This window comes from Frateuria sp. sgz306004, from assembly GCF_057750885.1.
On the sequence record NZ_JBYLFE010000001.1, the window covers coordinates 283,362 to 297,343 of the forward strand.

Sequence of the window (13,982 nt, forward strand, 5' to 3'; positions counted from 1 at the left end):
GGTCCTCGCTAGAATCCGTCGACTTCCAGGAGTTCGCGATGCAGCCCATGCCCTCGACAGACGCCGTGCCCGACGGCGACGACACCGAAATCACCGTGCCGCCCATGGCCATGCGTCACCCGGCGCACGGCGTGCTCGATAGCGCGGATATCGCCGGTCACGACGAAGTGGATCACGAGGCGGCCTTGCGCGATTCGAGCCTGCGCGTGCCGCGCTGATCAGACCAGCAGGGTCTTCACGCCCTGGGCCTCCAGGGCCTGGATATAGTCCGGCGGGGCGGCGGTGTCGCTGATCACCAGGCCCAGGCTGCTTACCGGCGCGATTACCGACAGGCTGCGTTGGCCGAACTTGCTGGCATCCAGCACCGCGATCGTCTGGCGCGACACGCGGATCATCAGAGCGTTGAGCGAGGCTTCGAGCGGGTCGGGCGTGGTGACGCCCACGTCCGGGTCCAGGCCATCCACGCCCAGGAACAGCCGGTCGGCGGAAAGGCGCGAAAGGGCCTGCTCGGCGTCCGGGCCGGCCAGCGAGTAGGACGTCTGGCGCAGCAGGCCGCCCAGCATCATCACGCGCACGCTCGGCAGCGAGGACAGCTCCATCGCGATGTTCAGCGCGTTGGTGATGACGGTGAGCGAGTGCCACTTCTGCTGACGGATCTGTCGCGCGATCTCCACGGTGGTGGAGCCGGAGTCCAGGATGATGGTGTCGCCGTCCTCGATCAGGCGCGCGGCGGCCAGGCCGATGCGGCGCTTCTGCGCGTGGTGGCGCGTTTCCTTGATATTAAGCGGCGTATCCAGCGCGCTAGGGGCGGTGGGCAGGGCGCCGCCATGCGAACGGCTGATGCTGCCGGCGCGATCCAGCGCCTCCAGATCCGCGCGAATAGTCACGGCGGAAATGTCGAACTGGGCGACCAGTTCGTCTACGGTGACGCGACCGTGCTCGTTCACCAGCTCGACGATGCGACGACGGCGCTCCTCCACCAGGAGTTTGGGTGGTGGGGTGGGGGCAGCCTTGCGTCGTCCATTCATGCATGCATTCCTAGCAGTCGTGCGGCGTTGTCGTGGTACACCTTGCGCAGGATGTCGTGCGGCAGGCCGACGCCGTAGATCGACCAGCGGCCCTGCGGTGGCACGGCGGCTGGAGCGTAATCGAAATATTCGTCTTCTGTCTCCAGAAAGCGATAGTAGATCTCGTACAGGTCGTCGCCGAGCAGCTGCTGCGGCACATCGTTGCCATAGGGCGGCGGCACGGCATCGGTGCCGAACAGGATGCGGTCCTGGTAGCGCTCAAAGAAGCGCCGCGCCATGCGTGGCTGCCGCCCCAGTTCACTGATGCGCGCGCTGATATCCACGTACACATTCGGGTAGCGATCCATGCAGGCCGCGATGGCGGCAAGATCTTCCGCCTGGTTGCCCACGTGCATCAACACGAAGATGGTGTGCGGGTGCCGTGCGATCACGCGATTGCGCGCGGCCAGCAGGTCACGATGGCTGGGGAACTCCGGGCCGTAGAAGGACCAGTCCGGGTGGCGCGCCAGTTCCTCGTAGCGCTCGTTCGCGCTGTCGCCGGGCAGGAAGAAAGCTTCCGGGTCCGAGGTGTGGATGAACACCGGCATGCGTCTTGCCGCGCAGGTTTCCCACATGGGGTCGAAGCGCGCGTCATCGACCGTTACCAGTTCGCCGCGGTCGATGCCTTCGCGCAGGTACAGGCCCAGGGTCTTGAGCAGTTTGAGGCCGGCCGCGCCCACGCCATGCGCGTGCTCGATGGCTTCCGCCTGCAGGCGCGGGTAATCGCCCTGGTCGAACAGGGCGAAGGAGGGCTCGGTCATCGTGCGGAAGCGCCCAGGCGCCACCGCATCGAAACGCGCGATGGTCTGCTCCAGGCCTTTGCCGGTGCCGCCGGTAAGGTTGACCATGGTGCGAATGCCCTTGCGGTCCATCAAGGGCAGCAGCTCGGCGGGGTCGGCGAAGTAGGTCATGGATTCGCCGAGGGACACGCCGTTGCGGGTCTCGCTCATCCAGCTCAAATGCGTATGCACGTCGATCACCGGGAACGCGGGCGTTTCCACCCGCGTCACCGGTACGTGCAGCATGCTGCGCGGTGCGAACTCGCTCAGCTTCAGCGCGTCGCTGCCGGGCGCCGCCGCGGTCTGCAAGGGGTTCTTGCCGCTGCCGCCGCCCATGTTGGGTGGCGCGCAACAACCGCAACCGGTGCGGGTAATCGCCAGAACCTGGCGCTGCGTGGGGTCGGTACGCCGGAGGCGGCGACGGGAAGCTGTATGCATCTCAGGTCCCGCCTCAGCGCGGATAGCGCGCCATGATGTCGTGCACCTGGCGGGTAAGCGCCACGGCCTGCTCGAACGGACGCAGCCACATGTTGCGGCCGAACATCACGCCGCTGGCGCCGCTCTGCATGTAGAACTCCACCTTGCGCAGCACGGCGGCATCGTCGTCGTTCTTCTCGCCGCCGGAGAACAGCACCATGGTGCGGCCGGCCGAGCGCACCACGCGGGCGCAGCGTGCGGCTGCATCTTCCTGCAGCTTGTCGTAGGGCGCGGGCACATTGCTTACGCTGTCGTTGGGCTCGTGCAGCTTCACGATATCGGCGCCCAGTTCCAGCGCGACGCGCGCAGCGTAATCCTGCGCGTAGAGCGTGTTGGTGCCGCCCTTGCCGTTGATGGCGCTGCCACGCGGATACGACCACAGCACCAGCGGCATGCCGAAGCGCTCGCAATCCTGGCGCACCTTTTCGAACTGGCGGAACTCGTCGTGCTGGCGCGGCGAGCCCACGTACATGGTGTAGCCGACGGCGTCGGCGCCCAGGCGCACGGCGTCCTCCACCGAGGCGAACAGCGGCGATGTCGCCTCCGCGTCACTGGGGATGTTGGTCTTGCCGTTGAGCTTGAGGATCAGCGGCACGCGGCCGCAGTACTCGGTCATGTACTTCTCGGCCAGGCCAATGCCCAGCGCAATGGCGGAGAAGCCACCGGCCTCCGCCAGTTCGAACTGATAGCTGGGGTCCACCGCCGGCGGGTGGGGGAAGAAATCGGTCGGCCCATGTTCCAGGCCCTGATCCAGCGGCAGCACCAACAGGCTGCCGTTGCGCGGGCCGCTGCCGTAGAGCAGGCGCCACAGGCGGGTGCGCTTGCCATGCGAAAGGGCCAGCGAAGCCAGCGTGGTGGAAGAAAACGACGGCGCTTGCAAGTTGTGTTTCATTTCGAATACCTTGTGTTTGAGGTTTCGTGTACTTTCGTTTTATATCATATTTCATCAGATGACCATGCCTGTCAAACCCGCCGTTCGTGTTTCCACGCTGGATTCGTTGCGCACCGCCCCTGCTGCCGAGCAGCAGCGACTGGGCTACGCCGACACCCTGCGCGAGATCCTCCAGCAGCCCGAAACCTGGCGCGAAACGGCTGCGCGCCTTGCCGCAGACGACACGCGCGCAATGCTGCGCGAGCTGCTGGCGGCCGAACCGCAGCACATCGTGCTCACCGGTTCGGGCAGCTCCGTCTACGCCGGCGAGTGCCTGGCGCCGGCGTTGCAGGCGGGGTTGGGGATCGCCAGTCAGGCCATCGCGGCAGGCACCTTGCTCACCCATCGCCGCGCCACGCTGCCGCGTGGCCCGGGGCTGCTTGTATCCATCGCGCGCTCGGGCGACAGCCCCGAAAGCGCCAGCGTGGTGGATCAGGTGCTGGATGCCGAGCCGGACTATCGCCACCTGGTGATCACCTGCAACGCACAGGGGCAGCTCGCCACGCGCTATCGCCACGAAGCGCGCGTGCACGTGCTGCAACTGCCAGCGCGCACGAACGATCGCAGCCTGGTGATGACCAGCAGCTTCACCAACCTCGTGCTTGGCGGCACGGGCCTGTTGCAGGTGGCGGGCGAGGCGGATGCGGGGCAGGCGGACGCCGCGGCCCGCTTGGCCGGGCGCGTGTTCGAGCGGCATGGCGATGCGCTGGCGCGCGAAGGCGCGGCGGACTTCGACGCGGCGCTCTACCTGGGCAGCGGCTGCGCGTTCGGTGCGGCGCGCGAGTCCGCGCTGAAGATGCTGGAGATGTCCGGCGGCGCGGTAAGCGCGATGTGCGAAACCTATCTGGGCCTGCGTCACGGCCCCATGTCCTGGTTGGATCGCCCCTGTCCGGTCGTGGCGTTCCTCTCCTCGATACCCGCCGTGCGCGCCTATGAGCTGGACCTGCTGCGCGAAATCGCGCGCAAGGGGCTGGGTGGCGTGCGCATCCTGGTGGGCGAGGGCATTCCTGCCGACGTCATCGGCGCCAACGACGTGGCCATCGACCTGCCCGGCCTGGCGCAGCTCGACGATGCGCAGCAGGCCATGGTACACGTGGTGGTGGGGCAGTTGCTGGCCTTGTTCCGTTGTCTCGCCTTGGGACAACAGCCGGACGCGCCGGCGCAGGGCGTGCTCACGCGCGTTGTGCAGGCCTTCGCCATCCATGGTGCGGAGCCGAACGCGTGAAGCCGCTACTCGTCGCCGGCGAAATCAACGTGGACCTGGTGTTTACCGGGTGCGACCGATTACCGGAATTCGGCGGCGAAGTGCTGGCGTCAGGCTTTCGCCAGGGGCCTGGCAGCTCGTCCATGATCTGCGCCCTTGGCCTGGCGCGGCTGGGGCACCCGGTGACTTTCATTGGCGTGGCTGGTCGCGACAGCTGGGGCGACTACTGCGTCGATGCCATGCGCGGCGCCGGCATCGATGCAACGCCAGTGATGCAGCGCGACGACCTGCAGACCGGTGTGACCGTGGCGTTGTCCTCGCAGCTGGATCGCGCGCTGGTGACGTACGTGGGCGCGATCGGCGCATTGCATGCCGACGACGTGGACGATGCCTTGCTGGCTCGTGCCGGGCACCTGCACGTGTCGTCCTACTATCTGCAGGATCGATTGCGCCCGGCATTGAGTGCATTGTTTGCACGCGCGCGCGCGGCGGGCCTCACGACGTCGCTCGATCCTGGGTTTGATCCCCAGCGGCAATGGGGCGATGCATGGCCGACCTTGTTGCCGTTGGTGGACGTGTTTCTGCCCAACGAGCGCGAAGCTTGCGCGATCAGTCGTCAGCCCGATCCCCAGCGAGCCCTCCAAGCCTTGGCCAATGGCCACACCTTGACGGTGGTGAAGCTTGGCAGCGACGGCTGCATGGCGATGGATCGCGATGGCAGCGTGCTGGTGGCGCCGGCGCATGCCGTGGACGTGGTCGACAGCACCGGCGCAGGCGATTCCTTCGATGCGGGTTTTCTGCACGCGTGGCGGCGCGGCTGGCCGCTGCAGGAGTGTCTGCGTTGGGGGAGTGCCTGCGGGTCGTTGTCCACGCGTTGCATGGGCGGCACGGCCAGCCAGGGCACCGTGGCAGAAGTGCAGGGACTGCTCGGAGCGCTCGCGTGATTACCGTCGCCGGCTTCAACACGGCCATCGATCGCCTGGTGACGCTGGAGTGCCTGGAGCCCGGGCAAGTGCAGCGCGCCAGCAGTGTGCAGAGTTACCCAGGCGGCAAGGGCGTGCATGTGGCGCAGACCATCGCCGCCCTGGGCGAGCCGGTTCAGTTGGTGGGCCTGGTGGATGGGCCGCACCGCAATTTCATTGCCCGTCGCATGAGCGAGCGTGGCGTGCTGTTCCACGGCGTGGAGATCAAGGGCGACCTGCGCCAGTGCCTGGCGCTGCGGGAGCGCGATGGGCGCATGACCGAAGTGCTCGATCCCGGCCCGTTGTTGCCCGAAGGCGTTCGCGAGCAGTTGCTTCATACCTTGGGTCGCGCCATGGATGCGGGCGATGCCCTGGTGCTTTCCGGCAGCCTGCCGCGCGGCTTCAGCGCGGAAACCTATGCGCGCCTCGTGCGCCAGGCGACGGCCGCGGCGCTGCCGTGCTTTGTCGATGCCAGCGGTGAGGCGCTGCGCCTGGCGGTGGACGCAGCACCCTATCTGATCAAGCCCAACGGCGACGAGGCTGCGCAATGGAGCGGCGGTGTTGTCGACGGAGTCGAGGCGGCCGCACGCCTGGTGACGGCGCTGCAGGCGCGGGGCATCCACCGCCCGGTGGTGACGCTGGGCGCCAAGGGTGCGGTGGCGCGCGATGGCGACACCGCCTGGCACGCCGCCCTTGCGCTTGAGCGCAGCGAGAACGCCGTGGGTTCGGGCGACTGTTTTCTGGCCGGGTTGGTGGTCGCGCATCGACGCAGCTATCCGCTCGATGAGGCGCTGCGCCTGGCGGTGGCCTGCGGTGCGGCCAATGCGATCAACGAGGAAACCGGATTCGTGCGGCGCGCGGACGTGGAAGCGTTGCGCGCACGTGTGCAGGTAACGCGCCTGTCGGCGTGAGCAATGCGCTGCGCGCCGGGAGAGGGCGTGTGGCGGAGCAGGACCAATCGATACCGCGGGGGAGGACATGCCCGTGGCAATTCCAGCAACGGATGACGGCGTTGGGGAGAGCCAACGCGCCGCCGCCCGGTTCACAGCGAGGGTCAAGGCATGTACGCAGCAGGAGTGGGGAGCAAGTCGCGCGGTTTCAGGAAGACGGTACTGACGGTGGGGCTGGCGCTGGCCCTGGCCGGCGTGGCGCAAGCGCAATCGATCACCGGCGGCCTGTACGGCAAGGAGCCTTCCGGCAAGGGCCTCACCATCGAGGTGAGCAACCCGGCCACGGGCTACACGAAGCAGATCCAGGCGGATGACGATGGTCGCTACAGCCTTGGCGGACTCAACCCCGGCAAGTACGAGGTGACGGTAAGCCAGGGCGGCCAGGTGATCGGCACGCGAACGGTCACGGTATCCCCCAACGTGCAGTCGCCCGTGCAGGCGGTATCGCCGGCGGCCACCGCGGCGGCCAACACCAAGGCCACCAACCTGTCCGGCGTGACGGTGAGCGCAAGCTCGTTCAACAACGACGTGCAACCGATCGACGTGAGCACGCCGGAGCTGTCCAACAACTACAACATCAACCTGGTCAATCAGCTGCCCACGGGGCGCAGCCTGGAAAGCATCGCGCGCCTGAAGTCCAACGTGCGCTACGACGACCAGACGACGGGTCTGGTGCAGATGGGCGGCGCGAGCCCGGCAGAGAACCGCTACTACTTCAACGAATTCGACACCACCTACGACTACAACGGCCTGGGCGCCACCTCGCTGCCATCGGAAGCCCTGAGCTCGGTGCAGGTATTGAGCAGCAACGGTTCGGTGGGCTGGACCAACGCCACCGGCGGCATCATGTCCGCCACCATCCGGCAGGGTACCAACGATTTCCAGGCGGGCTACTCGCTGTACTACACGCCGCCGACCTCGCGCCTGCTCAACCCGCGCCGGCACGACTCCTTCGCCTCCGATGGCAGCTACTACAGCTTCGCCTCGGCCAACACGCACGGCGGCAATGTCACAGGCCTGCCCGCGGGCTACCAGGGCCCCGCGCCGGAAGTGCCTTCGGGCCAGCCCTCGACCTCCGGCCAGTATCTGTGGGCATCGGGTGCGCTGGTGAAGGACAAGCTGTTCTTCTTCGCCATGCTGGGCAACAGCCCCAACAATCAGTTCACTACCTACTCGCAGAATCGCCAGTCGCAGATCACCGATCGCGACAAGAACGCGTTGGTCAACCTGACCTGGAACATCACCAACAACCAGTCGCTCAACGTGGCCGGCTACAAGGACTGGAACTCCAGTTTCAGCAACCTCTACACGCTCAATACGCCGTACGACCCGCATTCGGTGGGCGATTACTTCGGCTGGTCGCAGACCAAGGTGAAGAACCAGTTCCTGATCGGCAACTATCACTGGCAGATCAACGACACCATGTCGCTGCGCCTGATGGGTGGCTACCTCAGCCAGTCGTCGCTGAGCCCCACCTCCGACTCCGGCACGGGCCTGCCGTACGTGAGCGAAGTGGACCCGGTGACCAATGTGTCGCGCAACATCGGTGTGACCAGTACGCCCAATCAGCTGTTCCCGTTCCAGTACTACCGTCGCGGCTTCAAGGGCGATTTCACCTGGAACCTGGGCGATCACAAGATCACCATCGGCGCCGAGCACTACAAGCACTACATCAACAACACCATCACCACGACCGACGGCGGGCAATGGACCTATTACGACCGCCCGGGAATCATCCTGCCCAACGGCTCGCCATCGCCCGCCGATGGCCAGTACGTGTCGCAGTTCTACGAGCGCACCGGTGGCGCGTTCTCGACGGTGAACAAGGCAGCCTACATCGACGACTACTGGCAGGTGGCCGACCGTTGGGTGGTGTACATGGGCACGCGCTTTGACACCTTCATCAACAAGAACGTCAACGGCCAGAACTTCCTGCGCATGCCGATCACCTCGCCACGCCTGGGCGTGTCCTGGGACGTGAACGGCGACAGCTCCACCAAACTCGGCGTCAACGTGGGCAAGTACGCGCTGGCCATTCCATCCAGCGTGAACAACGGTGCGGCCGGCGCGGTGTACGAATGGAACCGCTACTACACCTATACCGGCATGGATCCCACGACCAAGGCGCCGACGGGGCTGAGCCAGATCGGTCCGCAATCGACGCTGATCAACGGACAGGCGCCCACGGCGTACAACGTGGCGACCTCCAACATCAAGGCGCCGTACCAGTACGAGTTCCAGGTGTATCTGCAACAGCAATTGTGGGGAAGCTGGGCGGGTTCGGCCGAGCTCGGTTACAGCACGCTCAAGCGCATCATCGACGACACCTGCTACAACCAGGGCATTACCAACTACGCCAACACGCACGGCTATCCGAACTACGTGGACGAGAGCGGCTGCCCGATCTTCAACCCAGGCGTCGCGCAGGTCTTCACGCGTGACTACAACGGCGACGGCAAGCTGGAACAGTTGACCATACCGGGCAGCGTGTTCGGGCCCGCGCCCAAGCGCCGCTATTCACACCTGACGCTGGAGTTGAGCCACCAGCGCACCAATGAAGAACCGTACTTCCTCGACGTGAGCTATACCTGGGCACACCTCTACGGCAACGACGATGGCCTGCTCAATCTCGGTACGCGCACGGGCACCGGCCCCGGTGAACAGATCTATTGGGACTTCCCTGGCCTGATGGAGTACGGCAGCGGTGACCTCGCGGGCGACATCCGCCATGCGATGAACATCAACGGTGTGTACTACTTCCACAATGGCCTGCGCCTGGGCAGCACGCTGAACATGCATACGGGCGAGCCGTTGAGCTGCCTGGGCACGTACCCGGATATCAATAATCCGGCGGAGTTGTACGGGGCGGCCAGCCATTACTGCAACGGCGTGCCGGCGCCGCTGGGCAGTGCAGGGCGCCTGCCGTTCTTCTGGCAATGGAATCTGGGCGTGGGCTACGACTGGGCGATCAATTCGCAGAACCACCTGAGCGTGGACCTGCAGATCCAGAACGTCACCAACCGCCAGGGCAAGATCGACGCCAACCAGATCTACGACACCGGCAGCCTGCCGAGCAATGGCGTGTGGGCGCTCAATCCCAGTTATGGTGCGGCGACGTGGCAAGTGCCGCGTACCACCCAGCTGGTGTTGCGCTATACCTTCCAGTAAGCACCGCCGCGGTGCCCTTCGGGGCACCGCATCCCACGTTCCAGGGGCTTGTCCTTGGGCGTCATTCAACTTGCATCGCGCGGCCCCGGTGGCGCGCGATGGACATGGCCCGAGAGGATTTCCGGCATGGCTTTGATTTTACTTCGACAGTCTTTGCGCATGGCGTTGCTGGTGGGTGGCATCGCCAGCGTTGGTCATGCCTTCGCGGCTTCCACGGAAACGGGAGCGACTGGGCATTTCGGCAATGCCGCCATCGACGCCAGCTGGGCGGTGCGCGACGGGCACCTGGCCGAGATCAGCGTGGTCGATCACGTCAATGCGCAGACCTTGCCCATCACGGCACCGATCGAGCTGACCCTGCACGATGGCAACAAGCTTGGCGCGGATCAGCTGAAGCTGTTGTCGCCCGCAAAGCTCGTCAAGCTGAAGGCCGACAAGGCGGCCTCGCGACTGGCGGAACGATTGCCCGGGCAGGCATTGCAACTCGTGCTGGGCGACGATGCCGGCCGCTTCCGCATCGATTGGCGCTGGGTGCAGCGCGAAGGCTCCGACTACCTGCGTGCCGAAGCAACCATCACGGCCCTCAAGCAGGACGAGGACATCAGCAAGGTTGCCTTGTTGCAGGCGCAGGCAGCCGACGCGGAAGTCGTGGGCACCGTGCAGGGCTCGCCCGTGGTGGCCGGCCACGACTATTTTGGCTTCGAGCACCCGCTCTCCTCCAGCGAAGTGCACGGCAAGCAGGTGCGGCTGTGGATCGAGCGCGGCCTGCCGTTGCCCAAGGGACAGTCCATTACCTACTCGGCGGTGATCGGCGCCACCCACGACAATCAGCTGCGGCGTGATTTCCTCACCTACATCGAACGCGAGCGCGCGCATCCCTATCGCACGTTCCTTCACTACAACTCCTGGTACGACATTGGCTATTTCACGCCATACACCGAGGCGCAGGCGCTCGATCGCATCCATGCCTTCGGCGAGGAGCTGAGCGTCAAGCGCGGCGTGAAGCTCGATTCCTACCTGTTTGATGACGGCTGGGACGATCGCAGCGGCAGTTGGCATTTCAGCAAGGACTTTCCGCACGGCTTTCTGCCGCTGCGCGACGCGGCAGCCAAGTACGGTGCGTCGCCGGGCATGTGGTTATCGCCGTGGGGTGGCTACGGCCCGCCCAAGCAGGAGCGCGTGAAGAACGGCCAGGCCAACGGTTACGAAATCATCGACGGCGGCCTTGCGCTGTCCGGACCCAAGTACTACCAGCGTTTCCATGACGCCGTGCTCGACCTGGTGAAAAGCGATGGCATCAACCAGTTCAAGTTCGACGGCACCGGCAACGCGGACAAGGTGTTTCCGGGCAGTCGATTCAGCAGTGACTTCGATGCAGCCATCCAGCTGATCGACGACCTGCGCGACGCCAAGCCCGACCTTTACATCAACCTCACCACGGGCACGACGGCCTCGCCGTTCTGGCTGTGCTACGCCGACTCGATCTGGCGCGATGGCGAGGATGACGACCTCACGGGCGTGGGCAGCAAACGCGAGCGCTGGATCACCTATCGCGACCGAGAGACCTTCCACAACATCGTGGTGAAGGGTCCGCTGTATCCGCTCAACTCGCTGATGCTCCACGGCATCATCTACGCCAAGGAAAATCGCCGGCTCAACGCTGATCCCGGTCACGACTTCGCCAACGAGGTGCGCTCCTACTTTGGCACCGGTACGCAGTTGCAGGAGCTGTACGTCACGCCGGATCTGCTTACCGCCCAGGATTGGGATGTGCTGGCCGAAGCAGCGCGCTGGTCGCGCGCCAACGCCGAGGTGCTGCGCGATACCCACTGGGTGGGTGGCGATCCGGGGCGGCTGGATGTCTATGGTTGGGCGTCGTGGTCGCCGAAGAAGGCCATCGTCACGCTGCGCAACCCGGATGCCAAACCCCAGCTTTTCGTGGTGGACCTGGCACGCCAGCTGGAATTGCCACCGGGCGCCGCCACGCGCTATAGCGCAAGCAGCCCGTGGCGCGAGGATGCCGGCAAGCCGGCCATCACCCTGGATGCATCCCAACCGAGCACGCTAACGCTGGCGCCCTTCCAGGTGCTGACGCTGGAGCTCACGCCCGAACAGGCCCGCTAGGGCAGTTCCCCCCTGGGCCGGCGCCTGCCGGCCCTTCTTGGCCGCTCCGGACTGGAGGCGGCAAGGCCTCGTCGTTCGACGAGGCCTTTTCTTTGCCTGCCAGGCAGGCTCTTACATGCGGAATACGCCGTACCGCTGCGGCTCGATCGGTGCATTGAGCGAAGCGGAAATGGCCAGGCCGAGCACGCGGCGCGTATCGGCAGGGTCGATAATGCCGTCGTCCCACAGGCGCGCGCTGGCGTAGTAGGGGTGGCCCTGGCGCTCGTACTGGTCGCGGATCGGTGCCTTGAACGCTTCTTCTTCGTCGGCGCTCCAGCTCTTGCCCGCCGACTCGATGCCGTCGCGTCGCACCGTGGCCAGCACCGAAGCGGCCTGCTCGCCGCCCATCACGCTGATACGCGCGTTGGGCCACATCCACAAGAAGCGGGCGCCGTACGCGCGGCCACACATGGCGTAGTTGCCGGCGCCAAAGCTGCCGCCGATCACTACGGTGAACTTGGGTACGTGCGAGCATGCCACGGCGGTGACCATCTTGGCGCCGTCCTTGGCGATGCCGGCGTTCTCGTATTTCTTGCCCACCATGAAGCCGGTGATGTTCTGCAGGAACACCAGCGGCACGTTGCGCTGGTTGCACAGTTCGATGAAATGCGCGCCCTTGAGCGCGGACTCGGAGAACAGGATGCCGTTGTTGGCGACGATGCCCACGGGGTAGCCGTGGATGTGCGCGAAGCCGCACACCAGCGTCTTGCCATAGCGCGCCTTGAACTCGTGGAATTCCGAGCCGTCGACGATGCGAGCAATAACTTCGCGGATGTCGAACGGGCGGCGGGTGTCCTGCGGGATCACGCCGTAGAGGTCGTGCGCAGGGTAGAGCGGCTCGGCCGGGTTGCGCAGGGCCAGCGGCATCGGCTTCTTGCGGTTGAGGCTGGCCACGATGTCGCGCGCGATGGACAGCGCGTGGGCGTCGTTCTCGGCGTAATGGTCCGCCACGCCGGACACGGACGTATGGACGTCCGCGCCACCCAGCGCCTCGGCGTCCACCACTTCGCCGGTGGCGGCCTTCACCAGCGGCGGGCCGCCCAGGAAGATGGTGCCTTGCTCGCGCACGATGATCGTTTCGTCGCTCATCGCCGGCACGTAGGCGCCGCCGGCCGTGCACGAGCCCATGACCACGGCGATCTGCGGGATGCCCAGGCCGGACATGCGCGCCTGGTTGTAGAAGATGCGGCCGAAGTGCTCCTTGTCGGGGAACACTTCGTCCTGAAGCGGCAGGAAGGCGCCACCCGAATCGACCAGGTAGACGCAGGGCAGCCGGTTCTCCAGCGCCACTTCCTGCGCGCGCAGGTGCTTCTTCACCGTCATCGGAAAGTAGGTGCCGCCCTTGACGGTGGCGTCGTTGGCCACCACCACCACCTCGATGCCATTCACACGGCCGATGCCGGTGATGATGCCGGCGGCCGGGGCGGCATCGTCGTACATGCCATGCGCGGCCAGCGGCGAGAGTTCGAGGAAGGGCGAGCCGGGATCGAGCAGGGCACGGATGCGCTCGCGCGGCAGCAACTTGCCGCGGGCCGTGTGCTTCTCACGCGCCTTCTCGCCACCGCCTTCCGCACTGCGGGTCAGCTCGCGATGCAGGTCGTCCACCAGGCCTTTCAGCTGCGTGCTGCTGGCGAGGAAATCCGGTGAGCGGGGATCGATCTGCGTGGTGAGGACACTCATGCTGGCACGGCCGTTCGTAGGGAACCACGGATGATAGCGGCCAGGGCGCGGCGGCTAAATCGGCAACGCAGCATGGAGGGGCATGCGTGGCTGTTGGGCAGTGCCCAGACAGCAGACGGCGCGCATAAAAAAAACCGGCCGCACAAGGCGGCCGGTTTTAGATAGGTACTAAGTTGTACTTAGTGACCAGCGGTCGAGGCAGCGGCCGGGGCCGGCTGTTCGGCCGGAGCAGCAGCCGGCTGTTCAGCCGGAGCAGCAGCCGGGGCAGCGGCGGTCGAAGCCGGAGCAGCAGCCGGCTGTTCGGCCGGGGCAGCAGCAGCCTTCTGAGCCTGGTCAGCAGCCTGCTGAGCCTGGTCAGCCGACTTCTGAGCGTCCTGCGCGGAATCCTGCGCGCCGTTGCTGCAAGCCGCCAGCAGCGCGACGAGCGCAGAGGCGAGAAGGGTACGCGTGAACTTCATGTTGAATCTCCTTTGCCGTGGAATGCCGTTTGGCGGGCGTATTAATAGCGCTTTCGCGGAAAATGCGCCACATATTTATGTGAAGAAGTGAAATCGGGTTAACCCCGCTTTCATCGGCACCTAGCTAGCCGGGTGCCGTTAAA

Annotated in this window: 11 protein-coding genes; 6 read left to right on the forward strand and 5 right to left on the reverse strand. The window is 65.6% G+C overall.

The window, feature by feature from the left end; translation table 11 throughout:
• The first annotated feature begins 38 nt into the window (after positions 1-38).
• Positions 39-218, forward strand: a complete 180-nt coding sequence (locus AC3G2C_RS01375) for a hypothetical protein (protein WP_488382813.1) — start codon at positions 39-41, stop codon at positions 216-218.
• On the opposite strand, the gene agaR is transcribed toward AC3G2C_RS01375, so the two are convergent.
• From agaR to AC3G2C_RS01390, 3 genes are read right to left on the reverse strand one after another with little or no spacing between them, the layout of a single operon-like run.
• Positions 219-1,028, reverse strand: a complete 810-nt coding sequence (agaR, locus tag AC3G2C_RS01380; RefSeq protein ID WP_488382814.1) for a transcriptional repressor AgaR — start codon at positions 1,026-1,028, stop codon at positions 219-221.
• Complete coding sequence (locus tag AC3G2C_RS01385) at positions 1,025-2,284, reverse strand: amidohydrolase family protein (RefSeq protein WP_488382815.1); 1,260 nt, start codon at positions 2,282-2,284, stop codon at positions 1,025-1,027. Before AC3G2C_RS01385 ends, agaR begins: the two co-directional genes overlap by 4 nt.
• Before the next feature lie 13 nt (positions 2,285-2,297).
• Complete coding sequence (locus tag AC3G2C_RS01390) at positions 2,298-3,215, reverse strand: class I fructose-bisphosphate aldolase (RefSeq protein WP_488382816.1); 918 nt, start codon at positions 3,213-3,215, stop codon at positions 2,298-2,300.
• A gap of 64 nt (positions 3,216-3,279) precedes the next feature.
• Here AC3G2C_RS01390 and AC3G2C_RS01395 point away from each other — a divergent pair, with 64 nt between their 5' ends.
• The 5 genes from AC3G2C_RS01395 (at position 3,280) to AC3G2C_RS01415 (ending at position 11,662) form a co-directional block, all read left to right on the forward strand.
• On the forward strand, positions 3,280-4,479 hold the full coding sequence (locus AC3G2C_RS01395) for an SIS domain-containing protein (protein ID WP_488382817.1): 1,200 nt from the start codon (positions 3,280-3,282) through the stop codon (positions 4,477-4,479).
• Positions 4,476-5,402, forward strand: coding sequence for a carbohydrate kinase family protein (locus tag AC3G2C_RS01400; protein ID WP_488382818.1), 927 nt, complete (start codon positions 4,476-4,478; stop codon positions 5,400-5,402). The genes AC3G2C_RS01395 and AC3G2C_RS01400 overlap by 4 nt, the downstream gene beginning before the upstream one ends.
• Positions 5,399-6,331 carry a 1-phosphofructokinase family hexose kinase gene (locus AC3G2C_RS01405; protein WP_488382819.1) on the forward strand — a complete coding sequence of 311 codons (933 nt, stop codon included), beginning with the start codon at positions 5,399-5,401 and terminating at the stop codon, positions 6,329-6,331. The genes AC3G2C_RS01400 and AC3G2C_RS01405 overlap by 4 nt, the downstream gene beginning before the upstream one ends.
• Before the next feature lie 150 nt (positions 6,332-6,481).
• Positions 6,482-9,538 (forward strand): TonB-dependent receptor, encoded by a 3,057-nt coding sequence (locus tag AC3G2C_RS01410; RefSeq protein WP_488382820.1) that lies wholly within the window; start codon positions 6,482-6,484, stop codon positions 9,536-9,538.
• Positions 9,539-9,664: 126 nt separating this feature from the next.
• A complete protein-coding gene (locus tag AC3G2C_RS01415; RefSeq protein WP_488382821.1) occupies positions 9,665-11,662 on the forward strand; it encodes an alpha-galactosidase in 1,998 nt (665 codons plus the stop codon).
• A 111-nt stretch (positions 11,663-11,773) separates the two neighbouring features.
• Here the strand turns inward: AC3G2C_RS01415 and AC3G2C_RS01420 are convergent, their stop codons facing one another.
• Together AC3G2C_RS01420 and AC3G2C_RS01425 are read right to left on the reverse strand one after the other, a co-directional pair.
• On the reverse strand, positions 11,774-13,381 hold the full coding sequence (locus tag AC3G2C_RS01420) for a carboxyl transferase domain-containing protein (RefSeq protein WP_488382822.1): 1,608 nt from the start codon (positions 13,379-13,381) through the stop codon (positions 11,774-11,776).
• A 179-nt stretch (positions 13,382-13,560) separates the two neighbouring features.
• On the reverse strand, positions 13,561-13,839 hold the full coding sequence (locus AC3G2C_RS01425) for a hypothetical protein (RefSeq protein WP_488382823.1): 279 nt from the start codon (positions 13,837-13,839) through the stop codon (positions 13,561-13,563).
• Positions 13,840-13,982 lie beyond the last annotated feature (143 nt).

What these genes read in the sequence shown, in the direction of transcription:
- AC3G2C_RS01390 (WP_488382816.1), bottom strand. Translation starts at nt 3,215, where the DNA reads ATGAAACACAACTTGCAAGCGCCGTCGTTTTCTTCCACCACGCTGGCT.
- AC3G2C_RS01375 (WP_488382813.1), top strand. Translation starts at nt 39, where the DNA reads ATGCAGCCCATGCCCTCGACAGACGCCGTGCCCGACGGCGACGACACC.
- AC3G2C_RS01410 (WP_488382820.1), top strand. Translation starts at nt 6,482, where the DNA reads ATGTACGCAGCAGGAGTGGGGAGCAAGTCGCGCGGTTTCAGGAAGACG.
- agaR (WP_488382814.1), bottom strand. Translation starts at nt 1,028, where the DNA reads ATGAATGGACGACGCAAGGCTGCCCCCACCCCACCACCCAAACTCCTG.
- AC3G2C_RS01425 (WP_488382823.1), bottom strand. Translation starts at nt 13,839, where the DNA reads ATGAAGTTCACGCGTACCCTTCTCGCCTCTGCGCTCGTCGCGCTGCTG.
- AC3G2C_RS01415 (WP_488382821.1), top strand. Translation starts at nt 9,665, where the DNA reads ATGGCTTTGATTTTACTTCGACAGTCTTTGCGCATGGCGTTGCTGGTG.
- AC3G2C_RS01395 (WP_488382817.1), top strand. Translation starts at nt 3,280, where the DNA reads ATGCCTGTCAAACCCGCCGTTCGTGTTTCCACGCTGGATTCGTTGCGC.
- AC3G2C_RS01420 (WP_488382822.1), bottom strand. Translation starts at nt 13,381, where the DNA reads ATGAGTGTCCTCACCACGCAGATCGATCCCCGCTCACCGGATTTCCTC.
- AC3G2C_RS01385 (WP_488382815.1), bottom strand. Translation starts at nt 2,284, where the DNA reads ATGCATACAGCTTCCCGTCGCCGCCTCCGGCGTACCGACCCCACGCAG.